This window comes from Paraburkholderia sp. BL10I2N1, from assembly GCF_004361815.1.
Taxonomy (GTDB): domain Bacteria; phylum Pseudomonadota; class Gammaproteobacteria; order Burkholderiales; family Burkholderiaceae; genus Paraburkholderia.
This window is the reverse complement of record NZ_SNWA01000002.1, coordinates 434,145-449,605: the sequence shown is the minus strand read 5'-3', so window position 1 is coordinate 449,605 and position 15,461 is coordinate 434,145. Positions and strand designations below refer to the sequence as shown.

Sequence of the window (15,461 nt, the reverse complement as noted above, 5' to 3'; positions counted from 1 at the left end):
GCCTTCCTCTTGACCATGAGTCGCTCGCTTGAAATCCATCGCCCAACCGGTGGCGTTCGGGACACAGTCATTCGCGGTCTAACTTCGGATAGCGATGCCGATCGCTTCTGACTGACCGGACTACAATCATTCAACAGGCCTGAACCTGCCTCATCCTGGCTCGCCTCGCGCAGGTCGTTGAGTGCCTATTCCGGGCAATCAGGGTTGCGTCAACAGCCATTCCGCCGCGCTCCAGGCAGGTCAGCGTTGCGCAATGATCCGGCCGCAGCAGAGCATGTGACGGGCCAGCAAAGGAGGGGGCGATGCGATCGGAAGTGAGGTCCGGCGTGCGCCTGAGACGTTATGCAATTATGGCTGCGGCCGCCCTCGCCTGCCTGATTGTCGTCGGGCGTATCACAGGCATTCTGGTCGACTGGCTGTGGTTCTCTTCGCTCGGCTATGTCGGGGTCTTCTGGACGGTCTTTTTCGCCAGGGTGCTGCTGTTTGTCGCCGTGTTCGCTGCCTCGGCGGGCGCGATCGGCGTGTCGGGGTTCCTGGCGCATCGTTACGCGAGGGCTGTCTATCCCTCGCAAGCGGGAGTACGCAGTTTGTCGGTCGTGACGGAAGCCACCGGCGATCTGGCCGAACTGGTGGCGCCGCGCGTTCCCTGGCGCTCCAGTATCACGGGCGCCGCTGTCGTCTTTGGGCTGATTATCGCCGGCAGCGAAATCTCAAACTGGGACATCGCGCTTCGCTTCCTTCAGCAGGTACCTTATGGCGAGCACGATCCGATCTTTGGCAGGGATATCAGCTTCTATCTCTTCTCACTGCCCGTGTATGTCGCGCTCAAGAACTGGCTGCTGCGAGTGCTCTTCTGCAGTGCGATCGTGGCAGGTGCGGTCTATGGATTGCGCGGCGACATCGCGCTAGAGCGGCCGCCACGGAAGCTCTCGTCCGCCGCGGCCACTCATGGCTCGGCACTGCTCGGTTTGTTCTTTGTGCTGAAGGCCTGGTCTTATTGGCTCGACCGCTTTCTGCTGCTCTATGGCGACAACGGCGTCGTGGTCGGCGCCAGCTATACCGATGTGCACGTCGAATTGCCGGTCCTGTGGGTACTCGTGGGCCTTGCGGCTGCCTCAGCCGTCGCCATGTGGGTCAATATGCGCACGCGAAGCTATCGACTGCCTGCCGCCCTCGCGCTGCTGGTGTTCGGCAGTTCGTTTGTGTTCGCGCTGATCTATCCGGCGCTGTTTCAGCGCTTCTATGTCAAACCGAGCGAACTGCGCCTTGAGACGCCCTATATCGAACACAATATCGCGCTGACGCGACAGGCTTACGGCCTCGCGCAGATTGCGGTCAGACCGTTTGCTGCCGAGCAGGGGCTGACTCTCGCCTCGCTTGAAGCCAATCGCGCGACCATCGACAACATCCGCCTGTGGGATGTGCAGCCGCTGCTGGATACCTACGCACAGTTGCAGGAGATCCGGACTTACTACAAGTTTCTCTCTGTAGACATCGATCGCTACGGGCTTGATAGCGGTTACAGGCAGGTGATGCTGTCGGCGCGGGAACTGGAGCCGGCGATGCTTCCGCCCAACGCCCAGACCTGGGTGAACCTGCATCTCATCTTCACGCATGGCAACGGCGTCGTGATGTCGCCGGTCACCGAGAAATCCGCCGAAGGCTTGCCTTCCTTCTATCTGCAGGATATCCCGCCCGTCGCCAAAGGCGGCCCGACCATCCACGAACCGCGCCTCTATTTTGGTGGAGGCAATCCGGGCTACGTCATCGTGAAGGGCAGCGTGCCCGAATTCGACTATCCCAAAGGGGCGGATAACGTCTATAGCACTTACAGCGGGCGCGACGGCGTTGCCATCGGCGGCGTGGCGCGACGCAGCCTCTTCGCCTGGGAGTTCGACGATCCCAACATCCTGCTTAGCGGCTATATCACGGACGAAAGCCGGATCCTGCTTCACCGTAACATTCAGGAGCGCGTGCGCACGATCGCGCCGTTCCTTGGTCTCGACCGCGACCCGTATATCGTCGCGAGCGACGGGCGCCTGTTCTGGATCCAGGACGCGTACACCACGAGCCAGTGGTTTCCCTACGCCCAGCCTGGTTTCGGCGACGGCGCCAATTACATTCGCAACGCGGTCAAGGTTGTGGTCGACGCGTACAACGGCACGGTCGACTTCTACGTCAGCGATTCCACCGATCCTATCCTGCGGACATACGAGCGCATCTTTCCGGGTTTGTTCAAGCCTTTGGATGCGATGCCACAGGAGCTTCGGCAGCATATCCGCTATCCTGAGGATCTGTTCCTGATCCAGGCGAAAATTTATCGCACCTACCATATGGATGCGCCGGAAGTCTTCTATAACCGCGAGGACCTGTGGCAGTTCCCTCGGGAACTGGCCGGTATAGATGGTGGGAACGCCGCCGGCACAATGCCGCCGTACTACATGATCATGCGACTGCCCGGGGACGCGCGCGCCGGGTTCGTCCTCATGCTGCCGATGGTGCCGAGCCAGCGCGAGAACATGATTGCCTGGCTGGCGGCGCGTTGCGATCCGGCCGGGTACGGCAAGCTCATCGTCTACACCTTCCCAAAGGACAGGCTGGTCTTTGGGCCGTTTCAAATCGAAGCACGCATTCAGCAAAATACCGAGATCTCGCAGCAGATCTCGCTGTGGAACCAGATGGGCTCACGCGTGATTCGCGGTCATCTTGTGGTTGTGCCGATCGAGAACTCGATTCTCTATGTCTCCCCGCTCTATTTGCGTGCGGCGTCCGGCCAGTTGCCCGAGTTGAAGCGGGTGATCGCCGCCTATGGTGACCGTGTAGTGATGGAGGAAACCTTGGGTGAAGCCCTGGCGGCGCTCTTCAGGGAGACCGCGCGAGCAGCATCGCCGGCCCAGGGCACGGCGGACGCGCGCGCCCGCGAGGCACTGGCCCACTATGACCGCGCCATCGAGCGACTGAAGGCGGGAGACTGGACCGGCTTCGGCTCGGAACTTGATGCTCTGCGGCCGTTGCTCGATGCGCTCGGTGCTGGCCGTCCCGCGGACCAGAAGTGACCTGGGACTGAATATCGAGCCGTGTTGCTATTGTGCTGACGGAGGCCCGAAACAGTTGACGTGCGGCGTCCTCATTCGCCTGCTCCCATCGCGTGCGGCCCGGCACCAGCCTCATGTTTCTGTGGCTCGCCGCCAATTCCTCGAGTGTTCAGTGAAGCGTAGTCCGGCGTCTTGTCACTGCGCGCGCGAAGCTTCTTTACAGCGAGCGCGGCCAGGCCGCCGGTCGATGTCGCCGCCGATCCAAGGAGAGCGACGGTCGTAAGGCATATCGGACACATAGCGGTCCTCCTTTCTCGATGGAACAACGCCTGCAGTGTCACGGTCGTCGCGGTGACCGGCCACGGCAGCCTTGAGCCGGTCACGAGCGTACTAGTACAACATCCCGCAAATACGTTTAATAATTATCGGGCTGCAAATAAGGCTGCAGGAGCGTGACGACCACGTCGGCCATTTCGTCGAGCGAACCCGTGCCCGGCAGCGGTTCCCAACGCCCACTATGGCTGCGAAAGGCGGCGCCATATCGATTGCGGCCGAGCTCGGTGAGGCGCGCCACGACGGTTGGCTCCTCATCGTCCAGACGTTTGATCAGCAAGTGGCGCCCGTAGGCTTGCGTGACAATCTGCTCATGGCCGAGCAGGCTGCGCAGTTGACGCTGCAGTTCAGCAGCGTGGTGTTTGGCGGGTACAGCTGGCATCTGCGTTCCTCGATTACGATGCACCGCTTTGCAGCGGATAGCCCCGGAAACTCCATTTGAAGGGGCGTGCGGCCTGATTGTGCTCGCCGACGAACTGCCCGGTGCGCTCGTGCAGGTGCGCGGTGCTGGTGTGGCTGGCATGGCGCAGCACCCGGCGCGTATAACGGGCAAACCAGAGTTCGATCTGATTGACCCAGCTTGCGTGCAACGGCGTGAAGTGGAAATGAAACCGCTTGCCATGCCGCACATTGAACGCCTGCCAGACGGCCTGGGCGCGATGCGTGTTCAGATTGTCCCAAACCACGTGCACCTGTTTGTCCGGGTACGCGGCTGCCACGCGTTCCATGAAGGCTACCAGATCGTCCTGGGTGCGCCGCTCGCGGCACTCTGCCAACACCTTTCCGGTATGCACATCGAGCGCAGCAATCAACGCCTGGGTGCCGTGACGGATATATTCGAATTCACGGCGACGCAGCCGTCCTGGCGCGGGTGCCCGTCCCGGGTGCTTGCGCTCAATGGCCTGAATGCCGGTCTTCTCGTCGATGCTGAGCACTACCGCGTTTCGCGGCGCCTTGCGGTACAGCTTGCAAATCACGTTGACCTTCTCGCGAAAGGCCGGGTCCGGACTGTGCAGCCATTGCCGGACCCGGTGCGGGCGTACGTCGCCGGCCTGCAGAATGCGCTGCACGTGACTGCGGCTGATCTGCCCGACGACGCCACGCTCCACGGCACGCGCCGCAATCTCGTCGAGTGTCGGCGTGACCCGTCCCTCAGGTTCCTGTGCTTCACACGCCAGCGCAATCAACTGCAGTCGCGCTTCGTGCGTGATGCGTGGCGGACGGCCACTGCGCTCGCCCTCGCGAATACCCAGGACACCTTGCCGGGCAATGCGCTTGCGCCACAGGCAGACCGTTTGCACCGAGACACCCAGTTCCCGCGCAATCACCGTATTGGAGTGACCCTCGTGGGCCCACAACGCGATACGCGCCCGCATCACATCTCGCTGCGTAGCCGTTTTCCGCTCAATCAGCGATAGCAGTTCCTGTCGTTCTTTATTCGCCAGCTTCACTGGCGTTGCATGGCGGCCTCGACTCATCCAGACATGATATCCGAGGCAGTTAATTATTCAACCTATTTACGGGATGTTGTACTAGCCCGTCAACGTGGCGCTCCATCCGTCTGGGCACAGATACGCCTCGAACAGGACCTGTTCCGACGGATTCGAACGCGGTCTTGCTTTGGCATCGGGAGCAGGGACGTCAGAGCGTCTGACCTCCCGATACTCCCTGGCAAGGCGAGCGATCCTTTCTTCATGAGGCGACACCGCCTGTTCATCGAGCCGCGACGCCTGTGCATACCGGCGTGCCGCGGCGGCCAGATCGCCTTTCTGTTCCAGAGCACGACCCCATTCGACATACGAGGGAGCAAGGTCAGGGCGAAGCGCGACCGCGCGGGACAACCTGTCGATCGCATCGTCGTATCGCCCGACTGCTACGAGGGCCTCGCCCCAATCGTGCAGCGTGTCGACTGAGTCGGGGTTCATGCGCCAGGCGTCCTTGAACGCGTCTAATGCATCTGGATAGCGATGCGCATGCAGGAGCACGTCGCCGAGCAGACGCAGGTTTTCAGCTGTCTTCGATTTCTCTTGAGCGCCTTGCCTGAGTACGACAATCGCGTCGTCAATCCTGTGCTGCTGTTCGAGGGCGATCCCGAGGGCGGCCCGCAGAATGGCCGAATGCGGGTACGTGAGAAGTGCGTCACGGGATTGCTCTTCCGCGTCTCGTGAACGATCCTGCCTCGTCAGCAACCAGGCTTTACCGGCAAGCGCCCATTCCGATTGCTGGGAAGCTGGCAGCGCAAGCACTTCGTCGTAGATGCCTACGATCTCGTGATAATCGCATTCGGCCGGCGAGCACTTCTTCTTTTGCGCCTGCGTGAAGAGATGGCCCGCCAGTATGTTCGGTTCGGCGAGCTGCATTGCCTTTGCGGCGATCTCAGGCACGAACTTGTCCAGATCGCGTCCCGTAAAAAACACCACATCCTCGCGGGAATCAAAGAGACCTCCTGCGATCCGCACGTGCGCAACGTACGAATCGGGATCGCCATTCAGTCTGGTGATGCCGATATTGACAACCACATCTTCCCGGCCGACGAACCCTTTGAGGAAGCGGACTGTCGACGCGTAGGACATCTCCTGTCCGGGAATCTGGATATCGGGCCGGGAGTCGTTGGCCATCATGTCGTCGTGCGGGATGGACCCCACGTCACGCCCGATCTCCTGCATGGCGGACATGACCCTCTCCGCGAGAAAATTCGACGTGTAACCGCGCTCGATCAGGGACGGAGGCGTTTCCACCGGAGGGACCAGTAAATGTCGCTTGAATACGCCTTGCGCGACGAAGCAGAAAAAGGCGATCGTCAGAATGCCAAACACCCACGGGCGCACGTACGGCCACAACGCGCTGGGTCCGCGGCCGATCCATCCCGCGGCGCGCAATCCGTTCAGGATGTGTTTCATGATTTTCAAACTGTTACGGTTTCCGGCCGTTCGGCGGGATTGTGGCAGTCCTCGCCACCCGGTCCTGCGACCTTGACGTTGAACACTCGACATGACGCACCTCAGTCCACTCAGCGTTGGCAAGTCCGCGACTTGGCCATAGACACGTAGCATCGACCATGCCAACTTCGTCAAACGCAAGCCGGTAGAGGGGTTACCGCTCTTTAGCGATAGAAGAGGGGGCGGAAGGTGTTGTCGCGTGGCCAACGCTTTATTGTCGGAAGTTCGGCTGCTCAAGACACGGCGTGTATGGTGTTATTGGTGATCGGGCGTATTGCTGCGTCGAGAAGGAGTCAGGGACACGACGGAAGAGGTGCGCCGCCGTCGCTGAATATTTTGTATAACTTTGGTATGGCTTTGGGGGTGATAAAGCGACACGTATGGAATGTCTCAGGCGAGCGGTGAACCACATGTCCAGCCCTGCACGCATGGCAAAGGATTGAAGATGTCTCACGAACTCTACATCCAGGTACTTAGCGCGATGTTTCTCTTCTGGAATGGTGCACGCGTCCTCACGTACCTTCCGACCATCAGCAAACTGCTGGAACGGGAAGTCGACGTGCGCAGTTACAGCCTCTTGAGCTGGGGAAGCTGGGCGCTTAGCAACGGTACGTTCGCACTGATGCTGCTCGAAATGAGCCGCGGGGTCACAAACCCGATGTTCTGGATGAATCTGGCGAACACGCTGATGTGTGCCGTCGTTACTTTCATCATCGTTCTCAGACGGTCCCGGCGGCTTCACCCATGGGTCAACGGACTCTATCGAACGATCAGCCGAAGCGATTCGACGCGGCTTGCGATATCCACAGAGGCTGGCTTGCCGGATCTGGGTGTCCGTCCAGGGGGCGATGCCCGTATCGAGGCGGGTTACATTCCGCTTGCACAGCGAGGGCGGTTCGGCCGCGTGACGCTCTGGGCTGCGTCGGCAAGCGCGATAGCCGTCGGGGTAGTGGGGACCGGCGCGTACGGCGTCTGGTTCAACCATGACCAGCGCGGCTACGTCGAAGCGATGGCAAGCTCTCAGCACGCGCCTGAGATAACCGCACCCGCAGCAGCGCCAATGACACAGACTGCTCTGCCTGCTCAGGTCACGGTATCGCCGGCGCCTGTGGCTCGCGCCACTTCGGTGGTGAGTGTCGAGCCCGCGCCGCCCGCAGCGCCCGTTCCGTCGAAGGCCGAGGCGGCACCTGCGGTGTATTCCGTCGCACCGCAGCAGGCATCAACCAGGCCTCTTCAGGTGAACCATCACGCCACCCAGAATCGTCGCCCTTCGACGCCGCAGATCAAGCCGAATCCATTCGTCCGTGTGAGTCTGTTCTTTCAGCGCCTGAGTTATCAGCAGCATGGCACGACAAGCCAGCGAGACAGGGATTCGGATTCGCATCGTTAATCCGCAGCGCGCCTAGCCGTGCCGTAGGCAGGCTCGTGGGCAGCGTGCGGCGGCTGAATTCAGGCTGGAGGTTCGTGAGATTACGCTGTCGATGCTCGCGGAGGCGCGAGCCAGCAAGCTGCCGTTTGTTTCCTGAGAAGGCGGATAGGGACCGCCGGAAACGGCACTGAGGGTTGATGGCTGCCTGCGCCAAGACTGGCGCAGGCAGCGCAGGGGCAGTTACGAACGCTCGCCCATGAACGCAGCCAGACGGTCTGCACGGCTCGGATGCCGCAGCTTCTTCATCGCCTTGCTTTCGATCTGGCGAATCCGCTCACGCGTCACGTCGAACTGTTTGCCGACCTCTTCCAGCGTGTAGTCGCTGGCCATGTCGATACCAAAGCGCATTCTGACCACCTTGGCCTCGCGCGGCGTCAGCTCTTCGAGCGCCGCACGCACGGTCGCGCGCAGGCTTTCGTGCAGCGCGGCGTCGGCTGGCGACACCGTGTCACCGTCTGCAATCATGTCGCCGAGACTCGTGTCGCCATCCTCGCCGATCGGCGTTTCCATCGACACAGGCTCCTTCGCGATCTTCATGATCTTCTGGATCTTGTCTTCGGGCATCTCCATGCGTGCGGCGAGCGTCGCTGCATCCGCTTCCTTGCCGGTACGCTGGAGGATTTCCCGCGAGATGCGATTGAGCTTGTTGATCGTCTCGATCATGTGCACCGGCACGCGAATCGTGCGCGCCTGATCGGCGATCGCGCGGGTGACGGCCTGGCGAACCCACCACGTCGCGTACGTGGAGAACTTCCAGCCGCGGCGATATTCGAACTTGTCGACTGCCTTCATCAGGCCGATATTGCCTTCCTGAATCAGGTCCAGGAATTGCAGCCCGCGATTCACGTACTTCTTTGCGATGGAAATCACGAGGCGCAGGTTGGCCTTGGTCATCTCGTGCTTCGCCTGCCGCATCTGACGCTCGGCAGCCAGCATCCGCTTGTTCACCGACTTCAGTTCGGTCAGCGACAAAACCGCCCGCGCCTGAATATCGATCAGCTTTTGCTGATGCGCTTCGAGGTCCGGCAGGCTGCGCCCGACCGCGTCGCTGTATGAACGCGATTTGCCTGCAAGGCCGCGCCCCCAGGAGAGGTCGGTTTCGTTGCCGGGGAAGCTCGCGATGAACTCGTCGCGGCTCATCCCGCAACGGTCCACCATCAACTGAAGAATCTGGCGTTCGACCCCGCGCACTTCTTCGACCATCGCGTGAACGTCGGCGCACAGGCGCTCGATGATCTTTGCGGTGAAGCGGATCGTGCGCAATTCTTCGCGCACTGCGTCCTGTGCCGCGATGAACCCCTTCGACTCGGCTCCGCTCGCGGTGTAGGCCGCCTCCATCAACGCAAACTGGTCGGCAACGCGGCCAAAGCGCGTCAGACACTCTTCCTTCAACTGGGCGAGATTCGCCTCGTTGGCCTGGGAAGCGCTGGTTTCGTCGCCGTCGTCTTCCGTCTCCGAGTCGTCGCTCGTGGTGTCGTCCTGGGCGGCGGCATCGAAGTTTTCGCTGATGCCGTCGTCGATCACACCGTCGACCAGCTCGTCGATACGCATTTCATCGCGGGCGACGCGATCCGAAAGTTCGAGAATCGTCGCAATTGTCGACGGACAGGCGCAGATCGCATGGACCATGCTCGCGAGCCCGTCTTCGATGCGCATCGCGATTTCGACCTCTTCCTTACGCGTGAGCAAGGTTGCCGAACTCATTTCGCGCATGTACATCCGCACGGGATCGGTGGTCCGGCCAAATTCGGAGTCGACCGTCGACAGGGCGACCTCGGCTTCTTCGTCAGCCTGGTCGTCTGCGGTTCCTGCGGCAGCGTCCTGCAGAAGCAGCGCTTCAGCGTCGGGCGTCTGCTCGTAGATCGTGACCCCCATTTCAGCGAACGTCCGGACGATGCTTTCCATCGCCGCCGTGTCGGTAAAATTGCCCTGCAGGTGGTCGGTGATGTCGGCATGCGTCAGATAACCGCGTTCCCTGCCGAGCTGGATCAGCTCGCGCAGCTGCTGGCGACGCTCGTCCGCTTCGAGCGCAGATTCAGCAGGAACGGCGGGCATTACCGCATTCTTGCCGGCATCCTTCCTGGAAGCCATCGTTGATCCAGTTTTCGCTACCGTTCGTTGTTCCCCGCTTGCCATTGACTGCTGCTCCCTTACTGACGACCTACGTGACTGATTAGACTGGACGAATGCGCGCGCCAAACCGTCGCTTCAGGCCACAGGAAGGCCGTGATGAGGGCGTCGGTGCAAAAAGAATGGAACTGGCCGCGGCAGTTGCCACTTGGGCTTGCCGGATCCTCGAGCCTCGGGCGCTCGTCCGGGCAAAAGGGCGATATTCTACCTCGGCCGCTGCCTCGCTGCTCATCATGTGGGCAGTAAATCTGCAGATTCAAGTGTGTGGGGCCGGGTCTCGCTATCAGATCGCTATCAGATGGCAGAGGTCGCCTGTGGGCTCGACGACCGCTGGCCTCGATATCCTGTTACGTCTGATGAATCGACGCGACAGGACCGGCTCGATGGGGCGGGCGTCTGGCAGACGTTTCACGGCCCTGGCTGCCACGCTGTCGACGATCCTGACTGGGTAAGGTCTGATCAGGTTGGCTGACGCGGCCCGACGCGCTTCCGCGGATATTTCACCATCAGTCACTGTTGACCAGCTCTACGATTGCTCTGTCCCCGGCAATTCCGCTTGCCCGGTTCTCGCTCAGTTCCTGACAGTCGGCCGGATCCTGCCGCCGAGACAATCAAGCCGGCTTCTCGAAAGCAATCTGCTCGATCAAATCGACGTTTCTCCATTGCCCGCGCGGTGACGCCGGAACAGCATCCGGACAGCCGTCTTGCCGACGCCTTTACGTAGTGGCTGCGCCTCCCGCTTTTCCCATGTGCGCGGGTCGTCAAAATCCCGCGTCAGCGCAGTCACAATGGGCGGTTGTTGTCATTTTGCTCATGGAGCGGGTCCGGACTCTTCTGGGTCGACCGCAGCACACCGGCGTTGTCGAAATAGAAGTTAAAGAGCAGGTACCAGACGCCGTCTTCGAGATAGCGATAACTCCATACTTCGCGTTTCATCATTGGAAAGTAAACCACCTCTTCAGGGCGGCCGAAGTTGACCAGCACGTCCTGTTTCATCCACTTACCCGGCTCGACGCGATAGAACTCAGTCGGCTGGAGCACCTGCCTGACGCTGATCACCTTGCCCGCTGCATTGATGTCCGCCGCCGTAGTGGTCTCTCCCATCGGCTGGGTCGGCCACATCAACCGCTTCGAACCGTCTGGCAGGTCATAGATTTCCTGCGGTTGACCCAGCCGGGCGATGACAGCAGATTGCGCTTCGCCGGGTTGAAAGCTCTCCCACGGCTGCGCGCAGGCGCTCAACGCGAATACCGCGGCACAAGCCAGCACGCGGTGGGCGTTGCAGCCGCGACGCCACGCCGTCTGCGCTGATTTCGATCGACGCGATTCCATCTCGAACTACTTTCATGAAGTCAGCCGGATGATTATCCGGTGCTGTCAGCCCTACGCTGCACGGGCGTCATCCTTCCGATCGGACAGACTACATTCCACAGTTTATGCCGCCTGCGGTGGCATGGCGACGGGCCCGGGACGGCGAGGTCTTGATTGCAGTGCGCGTTGATCGTTCAATGACAAAACGTCAACCCGCCGATGCCACTCGGTTCGATAGAAGCGGTCTTCTTCGGGTTGGTAGATGAGGCACTGCTGCGTATTGCCCGCCGCTTTTGATCTGGCCACACCGTTCAGGCGCCTGCATCGACCACCCACTCAACGAACTTCGTCGACTGCTACGCCGCGATATTCGGGTGACGCTTCCGGTGCGGCCTTTGCGGCGAGGGTTTCCAGCGCGAGTCCCTTTGTCTCGATGCCCATGACCCAAACCGCGAACGCCGCCACGCCGAACGACAATGCGCCGAGCGTAAAGACGCCACCCTGGCCGAACATCGGCAGCACGACGCCGACCACATACGGACCGATCAACGAGCCAACCCGGCCAATCGCCGACGCAAATCCCGAACCCGTTGCGCGCGCACCCGTCCCATAGAGTTCCGGCGTGTACGTGTAAAGCACCGCCCACATGCCGAAGAGGAAGAACTGCATCGCGAGCCCGGTCCAGATCAGGAGCGTGACGCTATCCGCGTGCAACGCCGTTTGCCCATACACGTAGGCCATCACGCCACCGCCGACGAGCGAGGCAATGCACGTCGGCTTGCGTCCCCACCGCTCGACAAGCCACGCTGCGCACAGGAAGCCGGGAATACCGCCAAGCGAGATCAGCACCGTATACAGCACCGATTTCGTGACTGCGAATCCGGCCTGCTGCATCAGTGCGCCGAGCCACGATGTCAGTCCGTAAAAACCGAGCAGCGCAAAGAACCAGAGCAGCCAGACCATGATCGTGCGTTGCCGGTAAGCGGCGCCCCAGATTTCGCGAAACGCGCTGCCCGCGCGCGCGGCAGGCGGCTCCGCGAGCATCGACGGCACAGGCAAGGAAGCAAGGCCGTTCGACTTCATGACCTTGAGTTCGATCTGCGCGAGCACGCTGTCGGCCTGATGCAGTCGTCCGCGATGTTCGAGCCAACGCGGCGACTCGGGCACGATGCGGCGCACGATCAGCACGAACACGGCGGGGATCGCCAGCAGCCCGAACACGCTGCGCCAGCCGAAGTGCGGCAGCACGAAGTACGACACCACTCCGGCTGTGATGAAGCCGAGCGGCCAGAAGCCGTCCATCAGCGCGACGAGGCGGCCGCGCGATGCGGCCGGCACAAACTCGGAGAGCAAGGTCTGCGCAATCGGAAATTCCATGCCCATGCCGATGCCGAGCAGCACACGATAGAAAATCAGCGCATCGACCGATTGGGCCGTCGAGCACAGATACGAAGCCACGCCCCACAGCACCATGCTCCACTGAAATACCGGACGGCGTCCGAAGCGATCGGCGAGCAGACCGGCTACGGCTGCGCCGAGCACCATGCCGAAAAAGCTCGCGCTCGCTACGAGGCCGGTGGTCGCACTCGACAGCCCGAACTCCGTCTTGATTGATCCGAGCACGAACGTCATCGTGCCGAGGTCGACCGAATCGAAGAAGAACGCGACAGCGATGATGATGAAGATCGTCCGGTGATAGCCGGAGAACGGCAGGCGCTCGAGGCGCGCGGCGGCTGTGGGACGGGAGGTGGACGACGGAGCGGCGGCAGTCGACATGGCATCCTCTGGGTGGATGTGGAAAGGGCCTCGATGCCAGCAGACTTCGAGGCCCGGTTCCTTTCAATAGACTTGACCAATAATCGTCGACATAGAACGGATCCGGCATCCGGCTGTTACAGGGCCGACATGGTTGCCGCCAGTCGGCCTCTGTTTTGCATCAAACCCTTATCCGGAAAGAGTTTTCGCCGGTATCACCCAACGCTTTTCAGACCGTTTGCAGACTCGCTGAGACCCGCCTGTGACCAAAGTGTGACCGCGTTTGCATGTTCGGCCAGATGGTCGGGGGCGAGGTGGACATACCGCAGCACCATCTCGTAGGACGCCCAGCCGCCCAATTCCATCAGCACGTTCAGAGGCGTTCCATTCTGGACGTGCCATGTCGCCCAAGTGTGGCGCGTGTCGTGAAACCGGAAATCGGTGAGCCCGGTGCGCGCGCATGCAATCTTCCACAGCCGGTTGTCCAGCCTTGCGAGGCCGTGTCCCCTCGTCGTGAACACGAACTGCCCGTGCTTGCCGATCTGCCGTCGGATTACTTCGACCGCTGCGGGGTTCAATGGGACGCCAATCGGCTTTTTCGCCTTCGCCTGATCCGGATGAATCCACGCACACTTCCTGACCAGATCGACCTGAGCCCATTCCAGCTTCGCTGCATTCGACCATCGGAGTCCCGTATTGAATGCCAGCTCGGTTACCTCGCGCATCCACATCGGCGTCATGCATGCCAGCAGGCGCTGCGCTTCCAGCTGGGTAATCCACCGGACTCGTTTTTTTGCTTCCGGCAAGTCAAGCAGCGACGGCGCCTCATGGATCCAGTCCCACTCTTCGGCGGCGTCCTTCAGCATTCCGCGGATCGTTGCGAGATAGCGGTTTCGGGTCGCTGGGCATACCGGCCGCACGTCCTGTTTCAGCCTCCTGTTGTGCGTCGGGACGGCATCCAGAATTTCCTGTCGGGTGATCGTGTGCAATGCGCGGCCGGCGAACCACTGGCCGAACCAGACGAGGTGACGTTCCTTACTCTCGAAATCCTTCTTTCCTGCTTCCTGAGTCAGATACTTCTCTGCTGCCTCTTCGAACGTCCGGGGAGGCTTTTCTCGCCTATTTCAAATTCCGAGTGGCTGGTTTGGCGGGTCAAGTACGGGCGTCAGCCCGGCGAAGCGAATACTTGACGCGCGTTGAAGAAGTAAGCTGGGACAGGGCTGGTTGCGGCAGAATGCGGCAACCAGCCCTGCAAGACAACGTGAACCGATGAACCAGACCCAACTGTTTGAAGCCGCCTTGGGAATCAAGGCCCCGTGGTACGTGCAAGGCGTCGATTTCGATGCCGCGCGGCGTGAACTGACCATTGCCGTGGACTTTGTCGCGGGTACGCGCTTTCCCTATCCCGGCGTCGCGGGCGAGCATCCGGCTCACGACACCCAGATCAAGCGGCTGCGCCACCTCAACTTCTTTCAGCACGAGTGCTATCTGGAGGTTCGGGTGCCGCGGGTGCGTCTGCCGGACGGCTCGGTGCGCCTGGTCGAACCCGACTGGATAGGCAAGCTGGACGGCTTCACGCTGCTGTTTGAAGCGCTCGTGCTGACGCTGTGCCGGGAGATGACATTTGCCGCGGTGGCCCGCGTGGTGAACCTGTCGTGGCATCGGGTGAAGGCCATCTGTGACCGTTACGTGGACCTGGCCGTGGCCGCGACCGACCTGTCCGAAGTTACCGCGGTGGCCATTGACGAAACGTCGGCCCGACGTGGGCAGGACTATATCTCGCTGGTCGCCGACATGGACGCAAGGCGCGTGGTCTTCGTCACGCCAGGCAAGGATGCCGGCGTTGTCGAACGCTTTGCCCGGCACCTGGAGGAACATAATGCCACGCCTGCACAGATCGAATCGGTCAGCATCGACATGTCGGCTGCCTTCATCAAGGGCGTGGACGAACACCTGCCCGACGCGCGTGTGACCTTCGACAAGTTTCATGTCGTGGCGCATGCGTCCAAAGCGCTTGATGGTGTGCGCCGCGCGCAGCAGAAAACCGATCCCTCGCTGAAGGGCATGCGCTGGTCGCTGCTCAAGGATGCCGAGAAACTCGATCTCGCGCAACTGACCGATCTCGAGGCGCTGATCAGCCAGTACGCCACCAACCGCACGGCCCGAGCGTGGATGTACCGCGAGCAACTGCGCGAGATTCTCGATCGCAAACAGATCCACGTCGTCTCCAAAATGCTGCGCCGGTGGTGCGGCAACGTCATGCGTTCCAAGGTCGAGCCCATGAAGGACGTCGCGCGCATGATCCGTCGTCATTTCGACGGCATCATCGCGTGGGCGCAGACACGCCAGACCAATGGATTCATTGAGGCGATCAACGGCCTGTTTCAGGCCGCCAAGCGCAAGGCACGGGGATACGCCAGCTTCAAGACCATGCGCACCGTGCTGTTTCTCATCGCGGGCAAACTCGACTTCTCAGCACTCAATCCGCATGCCTCGTGAGCCGCATTACCCACTGCGCTTTTAAAAGAG

General features: G+C 61.2%; 10 protein-coding genes. 3 read left to right on the top strand and 7 right to left on the bottom strand.

Annotated elements, in window-relative coordinates; genetic code table 11:
• Positions 1 to 302: 302 nt before the first annotated feature.
• Positions 303 to 3,056 carry a UPF0182 family protein gene (locus tag B0G77_RS23970; RefSeq protein WP_133664563.1) on the top strand — a complete coding sequence of 918 codons (2,754 nt, stop codon included), beginning with the start codon at positions 303 to 305 and terminating at the stop codon, positions 3,054 to 3,056.
• A gap of 394 nt (positions 3,057 to 3,450) precedes the next feature.
• Here B0G77_RS23970 and B0G77_RS23965 read toward each other — a convergent pair whose 3' ends face one another.
• Genes B0G77_RS23965 through B0G77_RS23955 form a run of 3 tightly spaced genes read right to left on the bottom strand, consistent with a single transcriptional unit; the run spans position 3,451 to position 6,268 of the window.
• Positions 3,451 to 3,750: a hypothetical protein gene (locus B0G77_RS23965; protein WP_133664562.1), complete on the bottom strand. Its 300-nt coding sequence runs from the start codon at positions 3,748 to 3,750 to the stop codon at positions 3,451 to 3,453.
• A 13-nt stretch (positions 3,751 to 3,763) separates the two neighbouring features.
• A complete protein-coding gene (locus tag B0G77_RS23960) occupies positions 3,764 to 4,846 on the bottom strand; it encodes an IS630 family transposase (RefSeq protein ID WP_133664561.1) in 1,083 nt (360 codons plus the stop codon).
• A gap of 54 nt (positions 4,847 to 4,900) precedes the next feature.
• Complete coding sequence (locus B0G77_RS23955; RefSeq protein ID WP_243751190.1) at positions 4,901 to 6,268, bottom strand: tetratricopeptide repeat protein; 1,368 nt, start codon at positions 6,266 to 6,268, stop codon at positions 4,901 to 4,903.
• 484 nt (positions 6,269 to 6,752) lie between these two features.
• Here B0G77_RS23955 and B0G77_RS23950 point away from each other — a divergent pair, with 484 nt between their 5' ends.
• Complete coding sequence (locus tag B0G77_RS23950; RefSeq protein WP_133664559.1) at positions 6,753 to 7,697, top strand: hypothetical protein; 945 nt, start codon at positions 6,753 to 6,755, stop codon at positions 7,695 to 7,697.
• Between the two features lie 219 nt (positions 7,698 to 7,916).
• Here B0G77_RS23950 and rpoD read toward each other — a convergent pair whose 3' ends face one another.
• From rpoD to B0G77_RS23925, 4 genes are all read right to left on the bottom strand, one after another.
• Positions 7,917 to 9,827 carry an RNA polymerase sigma factor RpoD gene (rpoD, locus tag B0G77_RS23945; RefSeq protein WP_243751189.1) on the bottom strand — a complete coding sequence of 637 codons (1,911 nt, stop codon included), beginning with the start codon at positions 9,825 to 9,827 and terminating at the stop codon, positions 7,917 to 7,919.
• A gap of 822 nt (positions 9,828 to 10,649) precedes the next feature.
• Positions 10,650 to 11,198 carry a hypothetical protein gene (locus B0G77_RS23940; protein ID WP_208116487.1) on the bottom strand — a complete coding sequence of 183 codons (549 nt, stop codon included), beginning with the start codon at positions 11,196 to 11,198 and terminating at the stop codon, positions 10,650 to 10,652.
• Between the two features lie 315 nt (positions 11,199 to 11,513).
• Positions 11,514 to 12,953 carry an MFS transporter gene (locus B0G77_RS23935; protein WP_133664557.1) on the bottom strand — a complete coding sequence of 480 codons (1,440 nt, stop codon included), beginning with the start codon at positions 12,951 to 12,953 and terminating at the stop codon, positions 11,514 to 11,516.
• Positions 12,954 to 13,147: 194 nt separating this feature from the next.
• Entirely contained in the window at positions 13,148 to 13,798 is a 651-nt protein-coding gene (locus tag B0G77_RS23925) for a site-specific integrase (RefSeq protein ID WP_133664556.1), read from the bottom strand.
• Positions 13,799 to 14,201: 403 nt separating this feature from the next.
• On the opposite strand from B0G77_RS23925, the gene B0G77_RS23920 reads away from it, so the two are divergent.
• Positions 14,202 to 15,431, top strand: a complete 1,230-nt coding sequence (locus tag B0G77_RS23920) for an ISL3 family transposase (protein ID WP_133662124.1) — start codon at positions 14,202 to 14,204, stop codon at positions 15,429 to 15,431.
• Positions 15,432 to 15,461: the final 30 nt, after the last annotated feature.